This window comes from Clostridioides sp. ES-S-0049-02 (assembly GCF_020658465.1).
In the GTDB taxonomy this organism is placed as follows: domain Bacteria; phylum Bacillota; class Clostridia; order Peptostreptococcales; family Peptostreptococcaceae; genus Clostridioides.
Map to the genome: position 1 here is coordinate 964,210 of NZ_JACVWG010000001.1, position 22,831 is coordinate 987,040.

At 27.2% G+C, this 22,831-nt stretch carries 22 protein-coding genes; 19 read left to right on the forward strand and 3 right to left on the reverse strand.

The window, feature by feature from the left end:
* Window positions 1–6 precede the first annotated feature (6 nt).
* The 4 genes from IC213_RS04305 (at window position 7) to IC213_RS04320 (ending at window position 4,911) form a co-directional block, all read left to right on the forward strand.
* The gene (locus IC213_RS04305; RefSeq protein WP_227862777.1) at window positions 7–678 is read left to right on the forward strand and encodes a response regulator transcription factor; all 672 of its coding nucleotides are present in this window, start codon (window positions 7–9) and stop codon (window positions 676–678) included.
* 2 nt (window positions 679–680) lie between these two features.
* Window positions 681–1,589: a sensor histidine kinase gene (locus tag IC213_RS04310; protein ID WP_227823942.1), complete on the forward strand. Its 909-nt coding sequence runs from the start codon at window positions 681–683 to the stop codon at window positions 1,587–1,589.
* Between the two features lie 83 nt (window positions 1,590–1,672).
* The gene (locus tag IC213_RS04315; RefSeq protein ID WP_227435153.1) at window positions 1,673–2,359 is read left to right on the forward strand and encodes an ABC transporter ATP-binding protein; all 687 of its coding nucleotides are present in this window, start codon (window positions 1,673–1,675) and stop codon (window positions 2,357–2,359) included.
* Window positions 2,356–4,911, forward strand: a complete 2,556-nt coding sequence (locus tag IC213_RS04320) for an ABC transporter permease (RefSeq protein ID WP_227862778.1) — start codon at window positions 2,356–2,358, stop codon at window positions 4,909–4,911. Before IC213_RS04315 ends, IC213_RS04320 begins: the two co-directional genes overlap by 4 nt.
* Window positions 4,912–5,050: 139 nt before the next feature.
* Here the strand turns inward: IC213_RS04320 and IC213_RS04325 are convergent, their stop codons facing one another.
* Window positions 5,051–6,250: a coenzyme F420-0:L-glutamate ligase gene (locus tag IC213_RS04325; protein WP_227862779.1), complete on the reverse strand. Its 1,200-nt coding sequence runs from the start codon at window positions 6,248–6,250 to the stop codon at window positions 5,051–5,053.
* Between the two features lie 118 nt (window positions 6,251–6,368).
* Between IC213_RS04325 and IC213_RS04330 the strand changes: the two genes are divergently transcribed.
* Entirely contained in the window at window positions 6,369–7,256 is an 888-nt protein-coding gene (locus IC213_RS04330) for a LysR family transcriptional regulator (protein ID WP_227435156.1), read from the forward strand.
* Between the two features lie 254 nt (window positions 7,257–7,510).
* Window positions 7,511–8,065: a GNAT family N-acetyltransferase gene (locus tag IC213_RS04335; protein ID WP_227435157.1), complete on the forward strand. Its 555-nt coding sequence runs from the start codon at window positions 7,511–7,513 to the stop codon at window positions 8,063–8,065.
* Window positions 8,066–8,233: 168 nt separating this feature from the next.
* Here the strand turns inward: IC213_RS04335 and IC213_RS04340 are convergent, their stop codons facing one another.
* Window positions 8,234–9,094: a YitT family protein gene (locus IC213_RS04340; RefSeq protein WP_227435158.1), complete on the reverse strand. Its 861-nt coding sequence runs from the start codon at window positions 9,092–9,094 to the stop codon at window positions 8,234–8,236.
* Between the two features lie 503 nt (window positions 9,095–9,597).
* Here IC213_RS04340 and IC213_RS04345 point away from each other — a divergent pair.
* From IC213_RS04345 to IC213_RS04370, 6 genes are all read left to right on the forward strand, one after another.
* The gene (locus IC213_RS04345) at window positions 9,598–11,004 is read left to right on the forward strand and encodes a sensor histidine kinase (RefSeq protein WP_227862780.1); all 1,407 of its coding nucleotides are present in this window, start codon (window positions 9,598–9,600) and stop codon (window positions 11,002–11,004) included.
* A gap of 241 nt (window positions 11,005–11,245) precedes the next feature.
* On the forward strand, window positions 11,246–13,726 hold the full coding sequence (locus IC213_RS04350; RefSeq protein ID WP_227862781.1) for an FtsX-like permease family protein: 2,481 nt from the start codon (window positions 11,246–11,248) through the stop codon (window positions 13,724–13,726).
* Between the two features lie 16 nt (window positions 13,727–13,742).
* Complete coding sequence (locus tag IC213_RS04355) at window positions 13,743–14,432, forward strand: ABC transporter ATP-binding protein (protein WP_227482654.1); 690 nt, start codon at window positions 13,743–13,745, stop codon at window positions 14,430–14,432.
* A 343-nt stretch (window positions 14,433–14,775) separates the two neighbouring features.
* On the forward strand, window positions 14,776–15,096 hold the full coding sequence (locus tag IC213_RS04360) for a Fe-S cluster assembly protein HesB (RefSeq protein WP_227862782.1): 321 nt from the start codon (window positions 14,776–14,778) through the stop codon (window positions 15,094–15,096).
* 139 nt (window positions 15,097–15,235) lie between these two features.
* A complete protein-coding gene (trmB, locus tag IC213_RS04365; RefSeq protein WP_227862783.1) occupies window positions 15,236–15,880 on the forward strand; it encodes a tRNA (guanosine(46)-N7)-methyltransferase TrmB in 645 nt (214 codons plus the stop codon).
* A gap of 148 nt (window positions 15,881–16,028) precedes the next feature.
* On the forward strand, window positions 16,029–16,760 hold the full coding sequence (locus IC213_RS04370; protein WP_227830552.1) for a hypothetical protein: 732 nt from the start codon (window positions 16,029–16,031) through the stop codon (window positions 16,758–16,760).
* Window positions 16,761–16,906: 146 nt separating this feature from the next.
* Here IC213_RS04370 and IC213_RS04375 read toward each other — a convergent pair whose 3' ends face one another.
* Complete coding sequence (locus IC213_RS04375) at window positions 16,907–17,185, reverse strand: hypothetical protein (protein ID WP_227435168.1); 279 nt, start codon at window positions 17,183–17,185, stop codon at window positions 16,907–16,909.
* A gap of 270 nt (window positions 17,186–17,455) precedes the next feature.
* On the opposite strand from IC213_RS04375, the gene IC213_RS04380 reads away from it, so the two are divergent.
* The 7 genes from IC213_RS04380 to IC213_RS04410 all read left to right on the forward strand — a co-directional run bounded on the left by IC213_RS04380 (window position 17,456) and on the right by IC213_RS04410 (window position 22,808).
* Window positions 17,456–17,902: a hypothetical protein gene (locus IC213_RS04380; RefSeq protein WP_227435171.1), complete on the forward strand. Its 447-nt coding sequence runs from the start codon at window positions 17,456–17,458 to the stop codon at window positions 17,900–17,902.
* 268 nt (window positions 17,903–18,170) lie between these two features.
* Entirely contained in the window at window positions 18,171–18,623 is a 453-nt protein-coding gene (accB, locus tag IC213_RS04385) for an acetyl-CoA carboxylase biotin carboxyl carrier protein (protein ID WP_227435173.1), read from the forward strand.
* A gap of 15 nt (window positions 18,624–18,638) precedes the next feature.
* Window positions 18,639–20,000 carry an acetyl-CoA carboxylase biotin carboxylase subunit gene (accC, locus tag IC213_RS04390; protein WP_227435176.1) on the forward strand — a complete coding sequence of 454 codons (1,362 nt, stop codon included), beginning with the start codon at window positions 18,639–18,641 and terminating at the stop codon, window positions 19,998–20,000.
* Window positions 20,001–20,014: 14 nt separating this feature from the next.
* Entirely contained in the window at window positions 20,015–20,869 is an 855-nt protein-coding gene (gene accD / locus IC213_RS04395) for an acetyl-CoA carboxylase, carboxyltransferase subunit beta (RefSeq protein WP_227435179.1), read from the forward strand.
* A gap of 20 nt (window positions 20,870–20,889) precedes the next feature.
* Entirely contained in the window at window positions 20,890–21,834 is a 945-nt protein-coding gene (locus tag IC213_RS04400; protein WP_227435182.1) for an acetyl-CoA carboxylase carboxyltransferase subunit alpha, read from the forward strand.
* Window positions 21,835–22,022: 188 nt separating this feature from the next.
* Entirely contained in the window at window positions 22,023–22,283 is a 261-nt protein-coding gene (locus IC213_RS04405) for a stage V sporulation protein S (protein WP_003424039.1), read from the forward strand.
* Between the two features lie 153 nt (window positions 22,284–22,436).
* Window positions 22,437–22,808 carry an ACT domain-containing protein gene (locus IC213_RS04410; protein ID WP_227435185.1) on the forward strand — a complete coding sequence of 124 codons (372 nt, stop codon included), beginning with the start codon at window positions 22,437–22,439 and terminating at the stop codon, window positions 22,806–22,808.
* The last annotated feature ends 23 nt before the right edge of the window (window positions 22,809–22,831 follow it).

Genomic DNA, 22,831 nt, shown 5'->3' on the forward strand with positions numbered 1-22,831 from the left:
AGAAAATTGAATTTATTAATTATTGAAGATGATACAAACTTAAATGAAGGTCTTTTTTATGCTTTTGAAAGTGAAGGATTTAATGTTTTAAAAGCTTATACAAAACAAGAGGGCTTACATATATTTAATAATAAAAATATAGATTTTATAATTTTAGATTGTAACCTGCCAGACGGAAATGGATTTGATATATGTAAGCAAATACGAGAAATGTCAGATATTCCAATTATAATGCTTACTGCAAGAGATTCAGAGATTGATGAGGTAACAGGATTAGAAATAGGTTTAGATGATTATATCACAAAGCCGTTTTCTTTGTCTGTATTAAAAGCGAGGGTTAAAGTATCAATAAGAAAAAAATCAAATAATAAAGTACTGTATTCTAATGGTATAAGATTAGACCAGAAGTTATTAAAGGTGTATAAAAATGAAGTAGATTTGGAACTTAGTGCTGTAGAATATAAGCTTATTAATTATTTAATTGAGAATAAAGGACAAATATTATTGAAGGAACAAATTTTACATCATATATGGGATAGTGAAGAAAATTATGTTGATGAGAATATTATATCTGTAAATATAAGAAGACTTAGAATGAAGGTAGAGGATAATCCATCTAATCCAAAGTATATAAAAACAGCTTATGGAATGGGCTATCTATGGAATGAGGTGGAATAAATATGTTACTATTATTTGTTGCAATATGTATGATAATTATAGCTATAATAACTATTAAAAAAAGTCAAAATACATGTGACGAATTAAGTCTAATGCTAAATCAATTATTGGAAGGTAAAGAAATTTCTTATCCAGATACAAAAGATACAAGAATATCAAAAATTTCTTACCAAGTAAAAAAAGTTAAAGATATGATAGAGATAGAAGTAGAGCAGTCAAAATCAGAAAAGGAAGCAATTAAAAGTTTAATTTCAAATATGTCACATCAATTAAAAACACCACTTTCAAATATTACCATTTACTGTGAACTTTTAGAAAATAGTAATCTTCCTACATCAAAAAAAGTAGAATTTTTACAAAAAATGAAAAATCAAACTTTTAAAATTGACTGGTTATTAGAGTCTCTATTTAAGATGACTAAATTAGAAGATGGGGTTATCAAATTTGAAGCAGAAGAACTACTAATTAAAGACACTATTGTTCAAAGTATTAGTACTGTTTTTAATAAAGCAGAATCTAAAAACATAAAAATAAATTTAGAAATATTTTCAGATATAAAGTTATTTCATAATAAAAAATGGACTATAGAGGCAATCGTAAATGTCTTAGAAAATGCAATAAAATATTCACCATCAAATAGTATAATTACTATTTCTGTAGAAAAAATGGAACTATACACTAAAATTATAATCAAAGATGAAGGAATAGGCATTGATGGTAAAGAATTGAACAATATTTTTAAACGATTTTATAGAGGTAAAAATGTTGAAAATCAAAATGGTACAGGAATTGGTCTCTATCTTACAAGATTAATTTTAGAAAAAGAAAAAGGGAATATTATAGTAGAATCCAAATTAGGAAGCGGAAGTTGTTTTAGTATCTTCTTACAAAATTGTAAGAGTTTAAATTAACTTTGTAGGATGGGTGTAATTATCGTCACTTACAATATCTTATAAGAACTTATATTTTAAGTTATGTTGAAAGGAGAAATAAAATGAGTATATTAGTGACGAATCATTTAGTAAAACATTATGGAGAATATGAAAACAAGGTCAATGCACTAAATGGGGTAAGCATAGAAATTGAAAAGGCTACATTTACTGCTATAGTTGGAACTTCTGGGTCTGGTAAAAGTACATTATTAAACATTATAGGTGGGTTGGATAGCCCATCATCAGGAGATGTAATAATTAAGGGTAAAAACATATCTAAATTAAGAAAAAAGGATTTGACTGTATTTAGAAGAAGGAATATAGGTTTTATATTTCAAAATTACAGTTTAATACCAGTATTAAATGTCTATGATAATATTGCTCTTCCTGTTACATTGGATAAAGGAAATTATGTAGATCATAGCTATATTGAAATGTTAATGAATACATTAGGTATTTGGGACAAACGTCTAAAATTTCCAAGTGAACTTTCTGGTGGACAACAACAGAGAGTAGCAATTGCTAGAGCCTTAGCAAATAAACCTGCACTTATACTAGCTGATGAACCAACAGGAAATCTCGATAGTAAGACTACAATGGAAGTAGTATGTTTACTAAAAGAAAGTAGTGCAAAATTTCACCAAACAATACTTATGGTAACACATAATGAAAATATAGCACAAATATGCGATTCTATTATACATATTGAAGATGGAATTGTAGTAAATAATGGTGGTGAAATACTATGATATCTTTAATGAAGTTTGCAATTCAATATATTAAACATTATAAAAAACAATCTATATCTATAATCTTAAGCATCGTACTATCAGTAGCCTTATTGACAGGAATTGGTTCTTTAGTAAATAGTGCAAATAAAAGTAAAATTGAGAAAATAAGAGCGGATAATGGAGATTATCATTTTTATTTTAAGGTAGATAATAAACAACTACAAAAAATTAAGAAAGACAAAAAATCAAATGAATACACTGTAAATAGGCTTGGTATCACAAATACTAAAGGTTCTATAGATGAACCTTTCATTATGAATTTTTTAAATGTGGATTCATCTTATTTAGATATGACAGGTAGAAAATTATTGAAAGGAAAGCTTCCTAGCAAAGGAGGAGAAATAGCACTTGATACCTATTCATTAAATAATTTAAATATAAAAGAAAAAATTGGAACAGAGATAAAATTAGACGGAAAAACTTATAAGTTATGTGGGATTTTATCTGATATTTTAAATCCAGAAACTGCTTTAGAGGGCTTTGTAGATAGTTCTACATTTTCTGAAGAAAATGGTAATTATATGGTTTATGTAAAATTTGATGAAAATAAAAATATAAAAAAACAAAGCGCTAGATTTATGAGAGAATTTAGTATATCGAAAAAAAGTTCCTATGTAAACTGGAATTTATCAAGTGAATTTGGTGTAAAACCTCCAATAACTTTTGAAAGATATAGTGTATTTCAATTTTTAAATTCTTTAAAATTAAATACAAATGCAATTGTTTTGATTATTGGAATATTTAGTGCAGCAGCAATATATAGTATTTTCCATGTTTCGATACTTCAAAGAATATCACAATATGGCGTTTTAGAAGTGTTAGGTGCTAATAATAAGCAACTTTTACTACTCTTGTTTTTAGAATTATTTTTACTTTTTATCATAGGTTTTCCTATAGGATGTATTTTAGGCATAGGAGTAGCTTCAACAATACATCAACAATTTCCTCATATATTCTTAGGTAGTGATATTATTCCAGGGTCATTTTTTATAAGTGAAAAATCTATTTACTTAGGATTTTTGTTTTTAGCATTATTGTTAATTTTAATCACTGTACGAGTTGTATATAAGCTAAGCAAATATTCTAGTATTGAGTCAATGAAAAATTTTGAAGTTATTAGTAAACAGAATAGAGAGATAAAAAGTATAAAGTTTTCTAACATGACAGCAGTATTATCTCATAAATATATGACTCAAAAAAAAGGAATGTTTATAGGGATTTTGTGTTCATTAGCACTTGGGGGAATTATTTTTCTATGTTCTAGCTATTCTATACAACTTACTAGAAATAATAACGAGCTTACAATGAAGGCTGATGATGGTTTAAATTCTGATTATCAAATAGCTATGCAAACAACTGATTTTGATATAGGAATACCAAAAGATAAAATTTCAAGACTAAACGAAGTAGAAGGTGTATCAAGTATTCACCCAGTAAGGTATTTTTTTGGTGGTATACACATTAGAGATGAACAATTACTTTGGAAAAATTTCTTTAAACCTCTTGAAAAAGATTACAGAATAAAGAATTTTTTCAATGGAATTTGCACTAAACAAAGTGATGGGGGATACCTTTTAAAGACAAATATCTATGGATATAATGCTAACATGTTAAAAGGATTAAATCCTTATATTATTGATGGAAAAATTGATAATTCTGACATGGTTAAAAATAATAAAGTGATTGTTAGACTTCCTATGGATGGTACTGGTATATATGGTGCAGTTGACATAAAGCCAGGAGATACTATCAAAGTTAAAGTGCCAAAAACAATGAAACCTACTGATGAGACTATTAAGTTTAAAGAAGAAGATAAAAATGATTATACAGTAAAAGAATTTGTAGTTGCTGCTACTGTAAAACGTGTAATGGCAAATAATATATACTTTATTGGCGATTATGGCATGGATATAGTTATGACAAATGAACAAATGGAAAGTAATTTTAATATCATAAATTACAATATGGCCAGTATAAAAAAGACGAAAGAAAGCAATAGCATGGAAGTAGCTAAAGAAATAAAAAATGTTATACATAATATAAAACGATGTATTGTGACAGATTATACTATTGCTATTGAAAAAAATAATATTTATTTAAACCAGAAATTATTGTTTATATATGGTATCGTATTTGTACTTCTAAGCATAAGTTTGTTTCATATTATCAATACAGTGAGTTATTTAGTTTTTTCAAGAAGACATGAATTTGGAATTTTAAGAGCTATGGGAATCACAGATAATAAGTTTTTGATTATGATGATGAGGGAAGGTTTTTTATATGGACTATATGCAAGTATTATAATGGTAATTGGAAGTATTATTGGGCAATCTATGATTTATTTTATAGTAAAACGCGTATATTTATATATAAATCCAGTTTTCAATATAAATATGTCTCTATATGTGGGTATGATTATTTTAAATATTACTATTAGTATTATTGCAGTTATCATTCCAGTAAAACAAATATTAAAGAGTGATATTATTTCAGAAATAAATAGAGATTAAAATTCTTAATAAAGATTAATAAATTAAACTATGTAAATATTAAATAACCTCTTAATTGATATACAGTAAAGTTATATCAATTAAGAGGTCTATATTAGTTTTTAATCTAAATAAATTACATAAAATGCTTTAATATATATTATTTTGTATAGTTATCAAAATAACCTTGTATGTAAATAATAGGAGTACCTTTATCTCCACTTCCAGAAGTTAAATCTGCTAAAGAACCTATAAGGTCTGTAAGTCTTCTTGGAGTAGTACCTTGAGAAACCATATTTCCTGTTAAATCATCAGATTTATTATCTTTTTCAACTATGTATTTTGAAATTGCTTCTTTTAACTCATCTCCAGATAAGTTAGCAAAATCATTATCAGCTAAATATTTTAATTTCACCTCATTTGGAGTACCTTCTAAGCCTTTTGTATAAGCAGGAGAAACTACTGGGTCAGCTAGCTCCCATATTTTCCCTACAGGGTCTTTGAACGCTCCATCTCCATAAACCATTACCTCTACATTTTTACCTGTAATTTCTTTTATATTGCTTTGAATTTTATTTACAACTTCATCACAATTTATAGGGAATAATTTTACAGTTTCTTCTGTAGCTTTGTTTGAACCTAAAAGTCCATATTGGTCATTATACCCACTACCATCTACACTTGATGTCATTATATCATCAAGAGAATATACCTTTTTAGCACCATTTTGATTTAAAATTCTCTTTGTTCTTTGTCTTGTATGTATATCACAAGTTAAAACACTTGTTGTGTAATTAAGTATAGTTTTTGGGTTGTTAGCAAAAACTATTTCTACTTCTGCACCACACTCTTTAATTAAATTTTTATAATAATCAACATAATCAACACCAGTAAATGTATGTTTATTATATCCAAATAGTTCTCTATATTTTTCTTCTGTTAACACATCTGACCAAGGGTTTATTCCTTTGTCATCAAGTTCATCAATACTTATCAAGTGATTTCCAACCTCATCAGAAGGGTAGCTTAACATTAATACAACTTTTCTACATCCTTTTGCAATACCCTTTAGACATATTGCAAAACGATTTCTACTTAAAATTGGAAATATAACACCAACAGTATCATCTCCAAATTTATCTTTTACATCTTTCGCTATATTGTCAACATGAGCATAGTTTCCTTGTGCTCTAGCAACAACAGCTTCTGTAACAGCAATTACATCTTTGTCTCTAACTTCAAAGTTTTCACTCTTTGATGCATTTAAGACAGAATCAACAACTATTTTAACTAAGTCATCTCCTTGTCTTATAATAGGTGCTCTAACACCTCTTGAAACAGTTCCAACTAATCTATCCATTATTTAAAATCCTCCTAAAGAATTAATATTGTCATATTAGTACCATGTATATTATAATTCAAATATAATCATAAGTAAAATAAATAATACTAATATTTGATATAAGGAGTAGTTATGTATGAACGTAAAACTTGAATTATATAAAGTTTTCAATGCAGTTGTAAGTCATAAGAGCTTTTCTGTTGCTGCCAAAGAATTATTTATGTCACAGCCAGCTGTAAGCCAATCAATTAAACAATTAGAAGAACAATTAGATACTATATTATTTTATAGAAATAATAAAGGTGTAAAGTTAACTCCAGAAGGGAAAATTTTAAGTGAACATGTTGCTACTGCATTAAACTTAATCGCATCAGGAGAAGATAGAATAAATAAATTTAAAAAATTGGAATATGGTTCATTAAAAATTGGAGTAGGAGATACAGCAGCACGTTTTTTTCTATTAAAGTATTTGGAAATTTTTCATAAGAAATACCCACATATACATGTATCTACAATAAATAGAACTAGTAGAGAGCTTATATCCTTACTTAAAGATGGTAATATTGATATAGCAATCATAAATATGCCAATAGAAGATGAAACATTAAATATCGTTGAATGTATTGAGATACATGACATATTTGTATGTGCAAATGATTACATAGAATACAAAGGAAAGCAAATATCTTTAGAAGAATTAAATTTGTTACCTTTGATAATGTTAGAAAATAAAGCAAATTCAAGGCTTTATGTAAATGAATATTTTTTATCAAAAGGTATAAAGCTAAATCCAGATATAGAATTAGGCTCTCATGAATTACTTTTAGAATTTGCATATATAAATCTTGGAGTATCTTGTGTTATAGAAGAATTTAGCATAGATTACTTAAATAGTGGAAAATTATTCAAATTAGACATAAAAGAGCCAATACCTAAAAGAAGTATAGGTTATTGCCATTTGAAAAATATCTCTCTATCACTAGCAACAAAAGAGTTTTTAAGTATGATATCTAATAATATGTAAGTTTATATTTGGCATTTCTAAAATAAGTTTAATAAAAATAAATTAAAAAGTACCTACATATACATGTATCTTACAATAAATAGAACTAGTAGAGAACTTATATTATTACTAATAATGTTGTAGATTTGAGAGATTTATAATAAGCTAATTTTTATTAAATTAGAAATAAGGTTAATTTGAGCACATTTATATAATTAATATCGTATTTTAAATATGAACAGTATATTAGATTAATGTATAAAGGAGGATTAGAAATGTCTGATTCTGAATATCCTCAAATGAAAACCTTAGAAACTAGAAACTGCATACTAAGACCTGCATCATTAAATGATACTGAGGATTTTTTTGATTGTTATAAAAATAAAGTAGTAGTAAAACATTTACCATTTAATGAGCATAAGTCTTTAGAAGACACAAGAAAATTTATAAAATCATTTTTTTTAAATCCATATAAAAAAGGAAAAATAGGTCACTTTGCAATAGTGTACAAAAGAGATAATAAAGTTATTGGGAATATGGGGTTTAATAATATAAATCCAAAGGCATTGGAAGCTGAAATTGGCGTATGTATTAATCCCAATTACTGGGGTCATGACTTTGCTACTGAGATAACTAAAAGAGTAATACAATATGGATTTAGAGAACTAAATCTAAATAAAATCATTGCGATAACCTATGAGGAAAATGCGAATTCTACAAAATCATTAGATTTATTGGGTTTTAAATGTGTAGGAAAATATATCAAAAAAATTCATACTGGAAGCACAATAAAAAATGTCCCATGTTATCAGTATGAATTGAAAAAATAATGAGTATTTAGTGTTCTAATAAATGTTAGATAAAAACAATGCCAAAATCATATTATATCTACTAAAAAGGTTTAGTATATTAATTAATATACTCACACTTTAATATGATATGATTTTGGCATCTATAAGTTATTAAAAGCTATATAAACAAAGTTATAAAACAACTTATTAATTTTCTAAGTTTTTAAATCCTTCTCCAAGAACCTCATGTACATCTGTAACAATAACAAATGCAGTAGGGTCAGTCTTTTTAACTAATCTCTTAAGATAAAGTTCTTGCTTTTTAGAAACTACAACAAGTAGTACTTCCTTGTTTTCTCTAGTGTAACCACCTTTACCATCAAGAATAGTAAGACCTCTATCAAGTTCTTTTGTTATGGCTTGTCTTAAACCTTCAGGTTCTTCAGAAATAATAAAAAATGCTTTTGAATGATCAAATCCTTCCATTATCATATCTGCTATTTTTATTAAGACACAAAGTGCTATCCCAGAGTAAAGGCCTGTTTCTATACTACGATTTACTATACCAGAAGATATAACGACCATTCCATCTAAACAAGACATAAATTTTGTAGCTTTTATCCCTGGAAACTTTTTACTAAGTATAAGTGCAATTAAATCTGTTCCTCCAGTAGAAGCATCTGATTTAAACATTATTCCTAAACCTATCCCAACTAAAATTCCTCCTGCAATAGCTGATAGTAGTAAGTCATCAGTTAATCTCAATTTTGATAGTGGGTCTGTCAATTGGACTATAGCAGAGAATACTATTGTCCCAAATAACGTTTTTAATGAATTTTTTGTACCCATAATTCTGAAAGCAAGTATTACTAATGGAACACCTATGATTAACATGATAGCTGATACTGGAAGTCCTGTAACTTTATTTAACACTAAAGATAGACCACTAAGCCCTCCAGGAGCAATTGTATGTGGTTTTAAAAACATATTTATACCAATACTCATTGATATACAACCAAAAAATAACCCAAGCATTTCAAGTAAAATTGGCGACTTTTGTTTTTTCATATAAACACCTCCATGAACTTGTCACAATTTAATATTATAACATATTTGACCAGTTTATATTATATAAAATTTCTTGACATAAGCAATTTCAAGTGTTTTATTATTCTTAATATTTGTGAAATATTTCCAAAATACATGATTTTCTGTCATTCTTCTAACACGATTATTTTTTAGTGGAAATTTTTTATATGTTATAATTTTTAATTCTTTTATTAAAGTATCCCCTATAAAAGTGGTTCTATGATATGCTTTTCTATTTTCATTAATATACACATATTATTTTGTATCCAGATTTAGATAGTTTAATATTTAATAAGTAATTTTAAACTGTTTTATATATCATCACTGTTTTGTATATTGTTACAGTGCTTTATTAAATAACAGATAACTTGATAATATAAAACTATACACATATAATTTAAGATAGTATCATATTTAATAAGATTTACCTTAAAAATAGTTAAAGAACACAAATATATAAGTTTTGGAAAAGAGTTGATTAAATGCGTAAGTCTGGATACAGGACAATACTTTACTCGTACATTATTTTTTTCTTAGTGCTTTTCTGCCTGGCTTTAACTGCAATAGGAATTTTCTTATCACTTATTAATGTCCAGCATCCAAATGGAAAAAGCATACGTAGTGACTGGCCTCAAAATTTTATGGAAAGTTTTACTGAGCAAATTATATTTATAGATAATAAACCACAAATAAAACAATCTGGTTTGGAAAAGCTTCGGGAAAATCAATTATGGATACAAATCTTAGATAGTTATGGAAATAGAGTTTATGGATTTTCAGAACCAAAAAATCATAAAAATCATTATTCTAATTCTGAGTTATTGGAATTAGCCAAGAAAGATACTTCAAATGCTGATACTGTATACTTGAGTACTATTAAAAATAATGAGGATGAATTTATTTATATTATACACTTTCCACTTAATATTTCTAAAGTAACAATGTTTTTTGATGGGACTAAATTTATAGGTGGAAAACCTATTGTGCTTTCAATAATAGGTATTATATTTTTAATAGTTTTAATTTCTGGAATTGCCTATGGATATTGGATAACAAAATTTATTTCACGAATCACGTCTTCTGTTAGTGATATTGCAAAAAGAACATATCTTCCAACCAAAGCGAAAGGAGCTTTTGCTGATGTCTATGATAGTTTGAATACTCTTAATGAAGAAATTCATATCAGTGATGAAATGAAAAAGAAAACAGATATTATACGAGAAGAATGGATTTCAAATATAACTCACGATTTAAAAACTCCCCTTTCGCCAATAAAAGGATATGCAGAGATACTTGTAGACACTGATAATATTCTTTCATATGAACAAGTACATAAATATGCTTCTATCATGCTTAAGAATATAGAATATACAAATACACTTATTAGCGATTTAAAGTTAACATATCAATTAGAAAATGGTATCATTCCGTTGAATAAGCAAAATAGCAACTTGATAAGGTTTTTGAAAGAGTTAGCTATTGATATTTTGAACTATCCAGAATATGGAACTAATACAATTGAATTTGACAGTAACATTGACAATATTAAATTTACTTTTGATTCTACACTTCTAAAGCGTGCATTTAGTAATCTGATTATTAATGCTTTTATGCATGGAAATCAAGATACCAAAGTTTCTTTGAATGTAATGATATATGATAAAATTAATATAACTGTTTTAGATAATGGGAGAGGAATGACAGAGGAGGAAGTATCAAATTTATTTAATCGTTATTATCGTGGCACTAATACAGAACAAAAAACAGAAGGAACTGGTTTGGGATTGGCAATAACAAAGCAAATTATTGAGCTTCATAGAGGAACTATATCGGTCGAGAGTATTTTATCTTTAGGAACTACATTTCATATTTCCTTTCCTATCAATTAAGGTTAAATAAGGTTAAATAAAAGATATATTAAGGTTGATAAATTATCATATTTATATGGTAGTTATCAACCTTTTATTATTTAGGAGGAGACTTAATTTTAGGAGGAAATTTAATGAAAATAAAAAATTCTATGATTATCATTACATAAGTAAAAGCTTTTTTATCTGATTTTGTTTATGGAATATTAATTAGCATTAAGAAACTTTAGAGTTACATTAAATCAAGAAAGTAGGTGTAAATTTGAAAATTATATTAAAATATATCCTAACAAATATTAAAGAACGAAAAATAAGAACAGCAGTTATGTTGCTATCCGTAATTTTATCAACAGTTTTACTTTTCGTTTCCTTTTCAATTGGATTGTCTTATGAAAGTGCACAGAGAAAAATGGCAAGAGGTATGGCTGGGACTGCAACAATAGCTGTTCAAGGTACAGGTTCAAATAAATTAATTAGTTTAGAAGATATACCAGATTTACATTCCATAAAATCAAAAGTCGGAATATTAGAAAGCTCTGCTGTTTATCATGAAGATGGATATTATGAATCGTTCGATATTATAGCAGCAGATTTACCACAACTAAACAAAATTAATAAACCACGATTGGTAAATGGAAATAATATCACTGATTTTTCTGGTGATAAAATTATTCTTCCAGACCGTTTCACATCAAAATATAAAATTAAAAAAGGTAATTTAATCACTTTACAAATTTATAGTAAGCCTTACACTTTTGAAGTGGCTAATATTGCTGTATATGACACAGTCTTTTTGAGACATACAAGAGGGGTAAATGCATTAATACCTAAAGACACGCTATCTAAAATTTTAAATAAAGAAAGTGGATATACAAAAATTTTGATAGAGCCGAAAAACGGCATAACAACAGAAAATTTGATAAATGAATTATCAGAAAAAATTTCAACTAAAGAATATAAAGTATCAAATACTGTAAATGAAACTCAGATAATTGCAGATGCTAGACAGAAAACAATGCCATTTTTCCTAATAAGTTTTTTTGCATTAACTATGAGTATTTTTATTATATATAGTAGTTACAAGGTAATTACATTAGAGCGTCTTCCAATCATTGGAACATTTCGAAGTATTGGTGCTAATAAAAAAACAGTAACTAATATTTTACTATTTGAAAGTATATTATATGGAAGTGTTGGAGGGTTACTTGGAATTCCGATTGGTATAGTTGTTTTAAATTTTATGCTTCATGGTCTTGGTAATTCTCTTGAACAAGGTATATCAATTCCAACAGTAATATCTCCAATAGTAATTATTTCTTCTTTTTTAGTAGCGATAATTGTTTCTCTACTTAGTTCATATATACCTATAAAAAAGACTAGTAAGTTATCAATAAAAGATGTTGTTTTGGGAACGGTGGAAGAAAAGAATATTTCAAATCGTACTATATTTTGTATAGGTTTTATAGTACTTTTTTTATCTATTCTACTTCCAAGGATAACAACTGAAAATACTTTGTATTTAGCTGGAGGATTTTCGTTATTAGGACTAATTGTATCTACCATTATTCTAATTCCTATTTTTACTGATACTATGTCTACAGTATTTGAATTTATTTATGAAAAGATTTTGGGAAATGAAGGTAAATTAGCTGCCAGAAATATGAAGAATAATAAAAATATCACACAAAACATTACATTACTATTTATAAGTATTTCTGCTGTAATTGCAATAAGTGTTGTAGGAAGTTTTGTCAAGACATATATAGGCGATGTATTTCGTGATGCCAAGTTACAGGGATTCGCAGATGGAAATATGAATCAAGAATTTATTGAAAATGTTAAACACATGGATGGAATTAAAAAAGTTTTACCTATCTATGTTATGAACAATGAAATATCTTGTGACAGTATAAAATTTTCAAGAGTAGAAGCAACTGATAATATAAAATCATATAGTTCTATGTTTGCAATAAATTATACTAATTCTCATATGAAGGAAGTAGCAATTAAATCTTTTGAAAAAGAACGCTCTATTATTTTAAATGAAGATACACTTAAAAAAACAAGTTTCTCTGTAGGGGATAAAATAATTGTATCTGATGGTGATAAAAAGGTTTTTTACACAATAGTTGGAAGTTTTAAATCTCGCGCAAATGATGTAGAAGCTGTTATACCATCTCGTTATGCAGTTAGTGATTTCGATAAAACTACATATGGATTTTTAGCTTACACAGCAGTCAATCCAGATGTGATTATGATTCAGATAAGAGATTTATTTGGAGATACATCTAATTGGAGTCGTACTGTTGAGGAATTCAACAATGACTCTTTAAATACTATAAATAGCTTTTTATCTCCTATGAATAATATGACCTATTTTATTTTACTGCTTGCTACAGTAGGTATAATTAATAATCTATTGATAAACTATATTCAAAAGCGACGTTCTATAGCTATGTATAAATCTGTAGGACAAAGTGATAAACAGAATATTAAAATGACTTTAATTGAAGGATTTACATCAGGTTTATTTGGTGCTTTTATTGGAGTATTAATATCTATATTAGAAATTCAGACGATTTTCATAGTTGCAGGACCAAAGATTTCAATGACACCAGATTTAGATTTTAAAACATTCATTTTTGTTGGAATGTTAGGTATTACGGTAACATTAATCGGTTCAGTAGTACCAATTATAAAAGGAAAGAAAATGAAATTAGTAGAAGAAATTAAATTTGAATAAAAATGGAGGATAACACATGAAAGCAAGCTATAAAAGTATAGCAATAGAAGCAAAAAATATTATTAAAGAATTTAAAGTTGATAATACAACTACTAAAGTTTTAAAAGATATATCTTTACAGGTGATGAAAGGTGAGTTCGTTTCTATTATGGGACAATCTGGTTCTGGCAAGAGTACTCTTTTATATATTTTAGGTGGGCTAGATACTCCAACAAGTGGAAAGGTATATATGAATGGAACAGATATATCACATTTCAATGACGATAAGATGAGTATAATACGTCGTAGAAATATAGGGTTTGTATTCCAATTTTATAATTTAATACCTAATTTAAATGTTGAAGAAAATATTATGCTACCTCTATTACTAGATGGGAAAAAAATGAATGATTACAAAAATCAATTAAACGATATTTTGGAAATTGTTGGATTATCAGATAAACGTAAACATATTCCACGTAAGTTGTCAGGTGGTCAACAACAACGTGTTGCAATAGCACGTGCATTAATAGGAAAACCAGAGATTTTATTTGCTGATGAACCTACTGGAAACTTAGACAGTAAGACAGGAGCAGAAATAATGCAATTACTCCGTAAAATAAATCAAGAAAGTGGTCAAACAATAATTATGGTGACTCATTCACCTGAAGCTGCTGGAAGTAGTAATCGTATTATTACAGTTCTAGATGGTGTAATAGCAGAATAATTAATAGATATATTTTGGTAATTTTTACATAATAATTTTAAATATTCTTAAAGATTTCAAGTCTTTTTAGATTGTATAATTTTTATATATATGAATTAGAATATGTTAAATGTGTTATAATATTAAGACAATGAATAAAAAATTATACTCTATGTAAATTATTTTATTTATTGTTTATTAAACATATTATTAGGGTATTTATTTAAGACAATAAAATATTTAAAAGTCTAAGTAATAATTGGTAGAAGTTTTGGCAAAATATACAAAAACTAATTGATTATATACGTTATATGGGTATATAATAGATATTGTTTTAATAAAATACTTGAAAGGGAATGATTTGATGAAAATTACTTTACCAGAAACAGCTATTGATACTTTAAAAAGTATCTTAAAAGACAATCAAGATAAACCTAACAATGTAAGAGTATACTTTGCAGGTGTTGGTTGTGGAGGTCCTTCTTTTGGATTAGCTTTAGATGAGAAAAAAGAAGATGACTTAACTTATGAAGTCGGAGAATTACAATTTGTGATGAACTCTGATGAATATAGTCAATATGGAGATATAATTATAGAAGATACAGGATTTGGATTTAGAGTAATTCCAGAAAATATGAAAGATCAAGGTGGAGGAGGATGCTCTGGTTGTTCAGGGTGCCACTAGAATTGATTTTTTAGTATATTGAGAACTCTCTTTGATAGAAATAATTTTCTATTCTAAGAGAGTTCTTTTTATTTTTAAGTAAGATAATGTATAATAAAAAATGTATTTTACTAATTTTTATATGTAAGGAGAATTTATTGTGAGAAGAAGACGAAAAAAAGGTGCAGATGAAAAACTTTTAAGTTATACAGAATATGTCTTAAGAGAAGATATAGACAAGTTAAAGGGCAAATGGAGTATAAAATTTGGAAATGATAATCCAATACATGTTGAATTTGGAACTGGAAAAGGTCAATTTATTACAACCTTGGCCAAGCAAAATCCTGATATAAACTATATTGCTATGGAATTAAAGGAAGAAGTACTTTTAAAGGCTGTTGAAAAAGCTGATGTTTCTAATTTAAATAATATATTATTTTTATGGGCTGATGTAAGTGATATTCTAAATTATTTTGAATCTAAAGAATTATCTAAGATTTATATAAATTTTTGTGACCCATGGCCAAAAAATAGATGGAGTAAAAGAAGACTTACTCATTCTGGATTTTTAGAGATGTATAATAATATTTTAGAAGATAATGGAGAAATTCATTTCAAAACAGATAATGAAAAATTATTCGAGTTTAGTTTAAATGAAATTGCTGCAAATAATTGGCTCTTAAAGAACATTTCTCTTGATTTAAGCAGTAGTGAGTATAAAAATAATGTTACAACAGAGTATGAGGATAAATTTATGTCACAAGGAATGCGAATATTTAGATGTGAAGCTAAAAAACGTAACTAGTAATATGTTTATAAGTTTAATAGTAGAAATTTATTCTAATTTATATTAATAAAGTGTACGAAAGTAGGCATATATAACAAGGAAACAGAGCCCTCTCATAGAAATTAATTTACTATGTAAAAAATTTTGTTTTATGTGGGAGGGTGCTATGAATTTAGCTAATTTAATACCATTTCTTATTTCTGCGACGGCTTTAAATCCAATAAATTCAAACGATAAGATTTTAAGTGAAAACCAACTTAAAGATATTTTTCCTGATGCTAACCTGAGAGCAGTTGTAAAGCGATATGTAAATCCAGATGAAATGACTATAAGTAATATAAAGGCTTTGGATGGTGAATTTTATGCAACTGGAGAAAATATTTCAAATTTAAAAGGTATATCATATCTTGAAAACATAGACAATTTTATTTTTTGGAACAATAACATAAAGGAACTTCCTAGAGAAATACTAGGTCTAAAAGATATGGACTCAATTAATCTTGCAAATAATTATTTAATTAATGATAATACAGTTAATTCTCTTTCAAATAATGGTGTAGATGTAAATTGTGATTTGAATTTTATTGATACAAAAGATAATCAATATAAATTAGATTCTAAATACCATAATATTGACATATCAAAAGGCGAGAGTATTGATTTGAGAAAAATAGTTACAAAGAAAATTGATAGTTATTACAAATACTGGGAAGTAACTAATAGCCTTCCGAAAGATTTAAACTTTGTGGTATCTGTAAGTGATAAGAGTATACTTTCATGTAAAGATATGATTGTTAAGGGTAATAATAAAGGGCAAGCAGTAGTGAAAGTTATACTAAATGACAAAGATGATTTAAATACATCTCAAGAAGTTTTAATCACTGTAAATGTAAAATAACATAAAATAAAGTGTATATTTATACAACTTATTTAATTATTATATTTTTAATTTTAATATTAAATCAAAACAAAGGTTGCTAGTAACAAGGCACTAATATTAATGTTTTGTTACTAGCAACCTTTAGATATCTATAAATAGATTATCTAAAAAATCCCATTTCTTTTGTTAGTAGACCATATTCCTATTAAAATTATCAATGAATATACTATATACAAAACTATTCTTATATACTGAACATCTAGTCCAAAAAACTCAATATTACTTTGTGAGGTATGCAACATCACAAGTACTGCAGATATACCAATAAGCAAAGGATTAATTACTATTTGCTTATCAGTTCTTAAAATCATTATTTTTCCCATCCAAATTATCGATAATATAAAAAATAAAACTTTAAGACCAAACTCTAATGTATCTACCAAAGCGAAAACATCCCTTCATTTATAATAAATTTTTCAGCTTAATCAAATATAAAACCCTAATATAACTTTTTAAACTTGTACTAAATCCATATAAGATAATTTAATTAAGTTCTATAAAACTTTATCTACATTAATATATACTACACTATACTTTGCATTTCTTAAATATAAATTATTAAAATTAATAAAATTTTGTTCATGAGTGTATAAAGATATATTTCATTATTTAAATGCATATCATTATATATACAGTTTTAGGAGGCGAGGTATATGGAATCTAAATTTTTTAATTGGTACACTCAATCCTTAGGAGGAACTTTTGGTATTATATCATGTATATGTGCTTATTTAAATGGATATATGTTTGTTTATACAAATAGTGCTAGCAGTTACTTTGAAAGTATAGGATTTTTAGGAATAATTTCAAGCTATGTATTACTTCCACTTTGTATGCTAACTTTGGTTTTTGGAATTATACGTTCTTATACTCCAGATACATCTGATAAAAGTATTTTTGATATACCATTTTTTACTTTAAATAAACGATTGATACTTGTTACAGTAGTTTTTGGATTTATTGGTGCTAGATTTTATTTTATAATTCCTGCAATTTTAATGACTTTTAACTTATATAGTAGTATTTTAATCACTAAATTAAAAGATATACTATATAAAAACAAAGAAAATGATACTAATATGAAAGAAAGCGAAGTCTAAATTGCATAATTTTGGTATTTGTCTTAAAATTTCCCGAGGTATTAATTTGTATTTTATTGTATTTTGCAAAATATATTGAATTTTATTCATTTTATACTTATAATTTATATTAATAATGGAAAATTAAAACAAAAGAATTTACTGGTTGTTAATTTAAAATTAAAATATATCTGAATGTGTTGATTCTATAGTCAGCACTTTTTCTTTTATAAATTTGCTTTTTGTGATATAATATTAGCACCAGGTAATAATACAAGGGGGTAACAACATGAACATCAATGAAATTAAGGAATTATTAAAGGTCATAGACTCAACTAACTTAGAATATGTAAAGCTTGAAAGTAGTGATTTTAAATTAGAAGCATCTAAAAAAACTGAAGTTACAAGCTCACCTGTTTTAAGTGTACAACAAGAATCGGTAGTAGATCTTTCTTTAGAAAAGCCATTTGTAAACGAGGAACCTGTAGTATCTAATGAGAATTTATCAATAGTAGTAGCTCCTTTGATGGGGACATTCTATGATTCTCCAAGTCCAGATGCAGAAGGTTTTGTCAAGGTTGGCGATGTAGTTGAAGAAGGTGACACTTTATGTATATTAGAAGCAATGAAGCTAATGAATGAAATAACAAGTGAAATTAAAGGTGAAATAATTGAAGTATTAGTTGATAATGAAGAACTAGTAGAATATAATCAACCTTTATTTAAGATAAAACCATTGTAGTAGGAGGTATTTAAGTTGATAAAAAAAATACTAGTTGCAAATAGAGGTGATATAGCAGTTAGAATCATCAGAACGTGTAAAGAACTAGGCATAAAAACTGTCGCTATCTATTCTGAAATAGATAAAGATTGTTTTCATAGATATATAGCTGATGAATCTATTTGCATAGGGCCAAACAATATAAGCAAGAGTTATAATAACATAGAAAATATTATATACCTTGCTCTTAAATTAAAATGTGATGCTATTCATCCAGGTTTTGGCTTTTTATCAGAAAACCCTGAATTTGCAAAACAATGTGAAGAGAATAATATTATTTTTATAGGTCCAACAAGAGAACAAATGATTTTGATGGGAGATAAATCTAGAGCGAGAGAAACTATGATGGAATTAAATATCCCTGTTGTTCCTGGTTCAGAGTCTGTTTTAAAAACTAAGGAAGAAGCTTTAGAAGTTGCAAGAGAAATTGGCTATCCTGTTATGATAAAAGCCTCAAGTGGAGGCGGTGGAAAAGGTATGAGAATCGTTAGAAAGGAAGAAGAACTTTTTTCAAATTTTGATATGGCAAGTTCAGAAGCTTTAGCAGCATTTTCTAATAGCGATTTATATATGGAAAAATTCATAGAAAATCCTAGACATATAGAAGTACAAGTATTTGGTGATAAACATTCAAATGCAATACATTTAGGTGATAGAGATTGTTCTATGCAAAGAAGAAATCAAAAAGTAATAGAAGAGTCTTTAAGTCCATACCTTTCAGATGAAGAAAGAATAAATCTTCATAAAATTGCAGTGGATATAGTAAAAGGTGTAGGTTATATTGGTGCTGGTACTATTGAATTTATAGTTGATAAAGATAAAAACTTTTATTTTATAGAGATGAATACAAGAATACAAGTTGAACATCCAGTCACAGAGATGGTAACAAATCTTGACCTTATAAAACTTCAAATATCTATAGCTAATGGAGAAGAAATACCTTTTAAACAAGAAGATGTTGTTTTTAGAGGTCATGCTATTGAGTGTAGAATAAATGCTGAAGATTCATCAAATAATTTTGCTCCATCACCAGGTAAAATAGAGTCATTAAATTTACCTGGAGGTTTTGGCGTTAGATTTGATACTTTTGTATATACAGGATATACTATTCCACCTTTATATGATTCTATGATAGGTAAATTAATATGTTGGGCTGAGACTAGAGAAGAATGTATAAATAGAATTTATAGAGCTCTAGATGAAATTATTGTAGAAGGTATTAATACAAATGTAGAATTCCAAAAGGCACTTGTAACAAGTGAAGAGTTTAGAAAAGATACTCATCATACCAAATTTATAGAAGATGTCTTTATGAAGAAAGAATTTGCTACATTATAAGGAGTAAATAGATTATGATAAAAAAATTTTTATCATCAAAAGAATCTAAGTATGTTACGATTTCTTTAGATGACAACTTTAAAAAGAATAGTGTAGATGATAAATTTTGGACTTATTGCAAAGGATGTAATAGTCATGTATTTAGAAAAGACATAGAAGAAAATTCATTTGTATGTCCAAAATGCTCAAGACATTATGGTTTAAGAGTTCGAAATAGAATAAATTTATTGATTGATAAAGGGACTTTTATGGAATTTAATTCTGATATAGAATTTCAAAATCCATTAAACTTTCCTAAATATAAAGAAAAAGTAGACTCTTATAAGGAAAAAACGAATGAGTCAGAAGCTGTTGTCACAGGTTATGGAAGATTAAATGGAATTAAAACAGTTATTTGTGTAATGAATCCTGATTTTATGATGGGAAGCATGGGTTCTATTGTTGGAGAAAAAATAACTTACTCAATAGAATATGCTGCCAAAAACAATTTACCTATAATTATTTGTTCTGCTTCAGGAGGAGCTAGAATGCAAGAAGGTATGGTATCTCTTATGCAAATGGCAAAGACTTCTCAGGCACTTGCTAAGCTTGAAGAAAAGTCATTACCATATATATCAGTTTTAACTGACCCTACTACTGGAGGCGTAACTGCTAGTTTTGCTATGCTTGGAGATATTATAATTTCTGAACCAAATACATTAATCGGTTTTGCAGGACCAAGAGTAATAGAACAAACAATAAATCAAAAACTTCCTGAAGGATTTCAAACTTCTGAGTTTTTACTTGAAAAAGGTTTTATTGACATGATAGTAGATAGAAGAAAAATGAAGGAAGTATTGTATCAAATTCTTGCTATGCACAAGAAATAGGGCATAAAGGAGGAACTGTTTTGATTGAAAATAATAATGATAAAATAAAAGTCTTGGAAAATGATATTAAACAATTAATAGCTATTTCTGAGGCAAATAACATAGATTTAAGTGATAAAATAAATTCCCTTAATGAAAAATTAGCAAAGCTTAGAGAAGATGCCTTTTCACATCTATCACCATATGAAAAGGTAGTGTTAAGTAGAGATATAAAAAGACCTACAACTTTGGAATACATAGAACATATTTGTTCTAATTTTTTAGAGCTTCATGGAGATAGGCTTTATAAAGATGACCCTTCTATAGTTGGAGGAATAGGGCAAATAGGAAAATTCAATGTTACTATAGTTGGTCACCAAAAGGGAAGAGATACTAAAGAAAATATAAAAAGAAACTTTGGTATGCCTCATCCAGAAGGATATAGAAAAGCGTTAAGACTTATGAAGCAAGCTGAAAAATTTGACAGACCGATAGTGACATTTATTGATACATCAGGAGCATTTTGTGGTCTAGAGGCAGAAGAAAGAGGACAAGGAGAAGCTATTGCAAGAAACTTACTTGAAATGAGTAAACTTTCTGTTCCAGTAATTACCTTTGTAATTGGTGAAGGTGGTAGTGGAGGAGCTTTAGGAATTGGAGTAGGCAATGATGTGTGTATGTTAGAACACTCAGTTTATTCTGTAATTTCACCTGAAGGTCTTTCGAGTATCTTATTTAAAGATTCATCTAAAGCAAAAGAAGCTTGTGATGTTATGAAACTTACAAGTAATGATTTATATGATTTAAAAATAATAGATAAGATTATAAAAGAACCTCTTGGTGGTGCACAAAAAGATGTAGAAGCTGTTTCAAAGGAAATGAAGTCTTATATTTTAGAAAGATTAAATCATTATAAAGATATGCCTAAAGAAGAAATAATGTCTCAAAGGTATAATAAATTTAGAAATATTGGAAAATGCTTATAGAATATAAAGAAATTTGTAGATTTTTCATTATAAAATGGTTTTAAAAAATAAAGGTTTTCTTAAATCTATTATAGAAGTATATTTTTATAAAAGTATACTTTAAATGATGATTGTAATTAGTAAATGGCAATTGTGATTTAGTACTTTAGGTAATGGATACTTTAACAAATTAACAAGGAGATGTTGAAATGGAAGTACTAAAAGTTTCATCAAAATCTAATCCTAATTCTGTAGCTGGAGCTTTGGCTGGAGTACTGAGAGAGCGAGGTATTGCAGAAATACAAGCTATAGGAGCTGGAGCTCTAAATCAAGCAATAAAATCAATTGCAATAGCAAGAGGATTTGTTGCACCTAGTGGAATGGACTTAGTGTGTATTCCCGCATTTACTGATATAGAAATCGAAGGTGATAAGAAAACTGCCATCAAACTTATAATTGAACCTAGATAATATATCTTTTTGTTAGAATTTAATCAAGTTTTAAAGGTTGACTATGGAAATGATGTCCTGTAGTGAACCTTTTTTACTTCGATATATTTTATTTTATATAAATTTTAATGTATAATCTTAATTAAACAAATAAGTTTGAAGGAGATGTATATTATGAAATTAAAACTATTTTTAGAAGAGTATGCAGTATGTAGATTAAATAATAACAGTAAAATACCAACATGGATAGATACAGAAAAATTTTACTCTATAACTAAAACTGATGATGAATTGAGCATTGTATGTTCAAATAACAATATTCCTTCTGATATTAAGTCAGAAAAAGAATGGAGAATACTTAAAATCTTAGGCCCTTTAGATTTTTCACTTATAGGAATTTTATCTAAGATAAGTGGGTTATTAGCTGATAATAAAATAAGTATATTTGCAATTTCTACATATGATACAGATTATATTTTAATCAAAGAAAAAGATATAAAAAATGCTTGTAAAATTTTAAACTGTAATGGATATGAGATAGAGTAGTTGAATACTTAAATGCGAGGTCA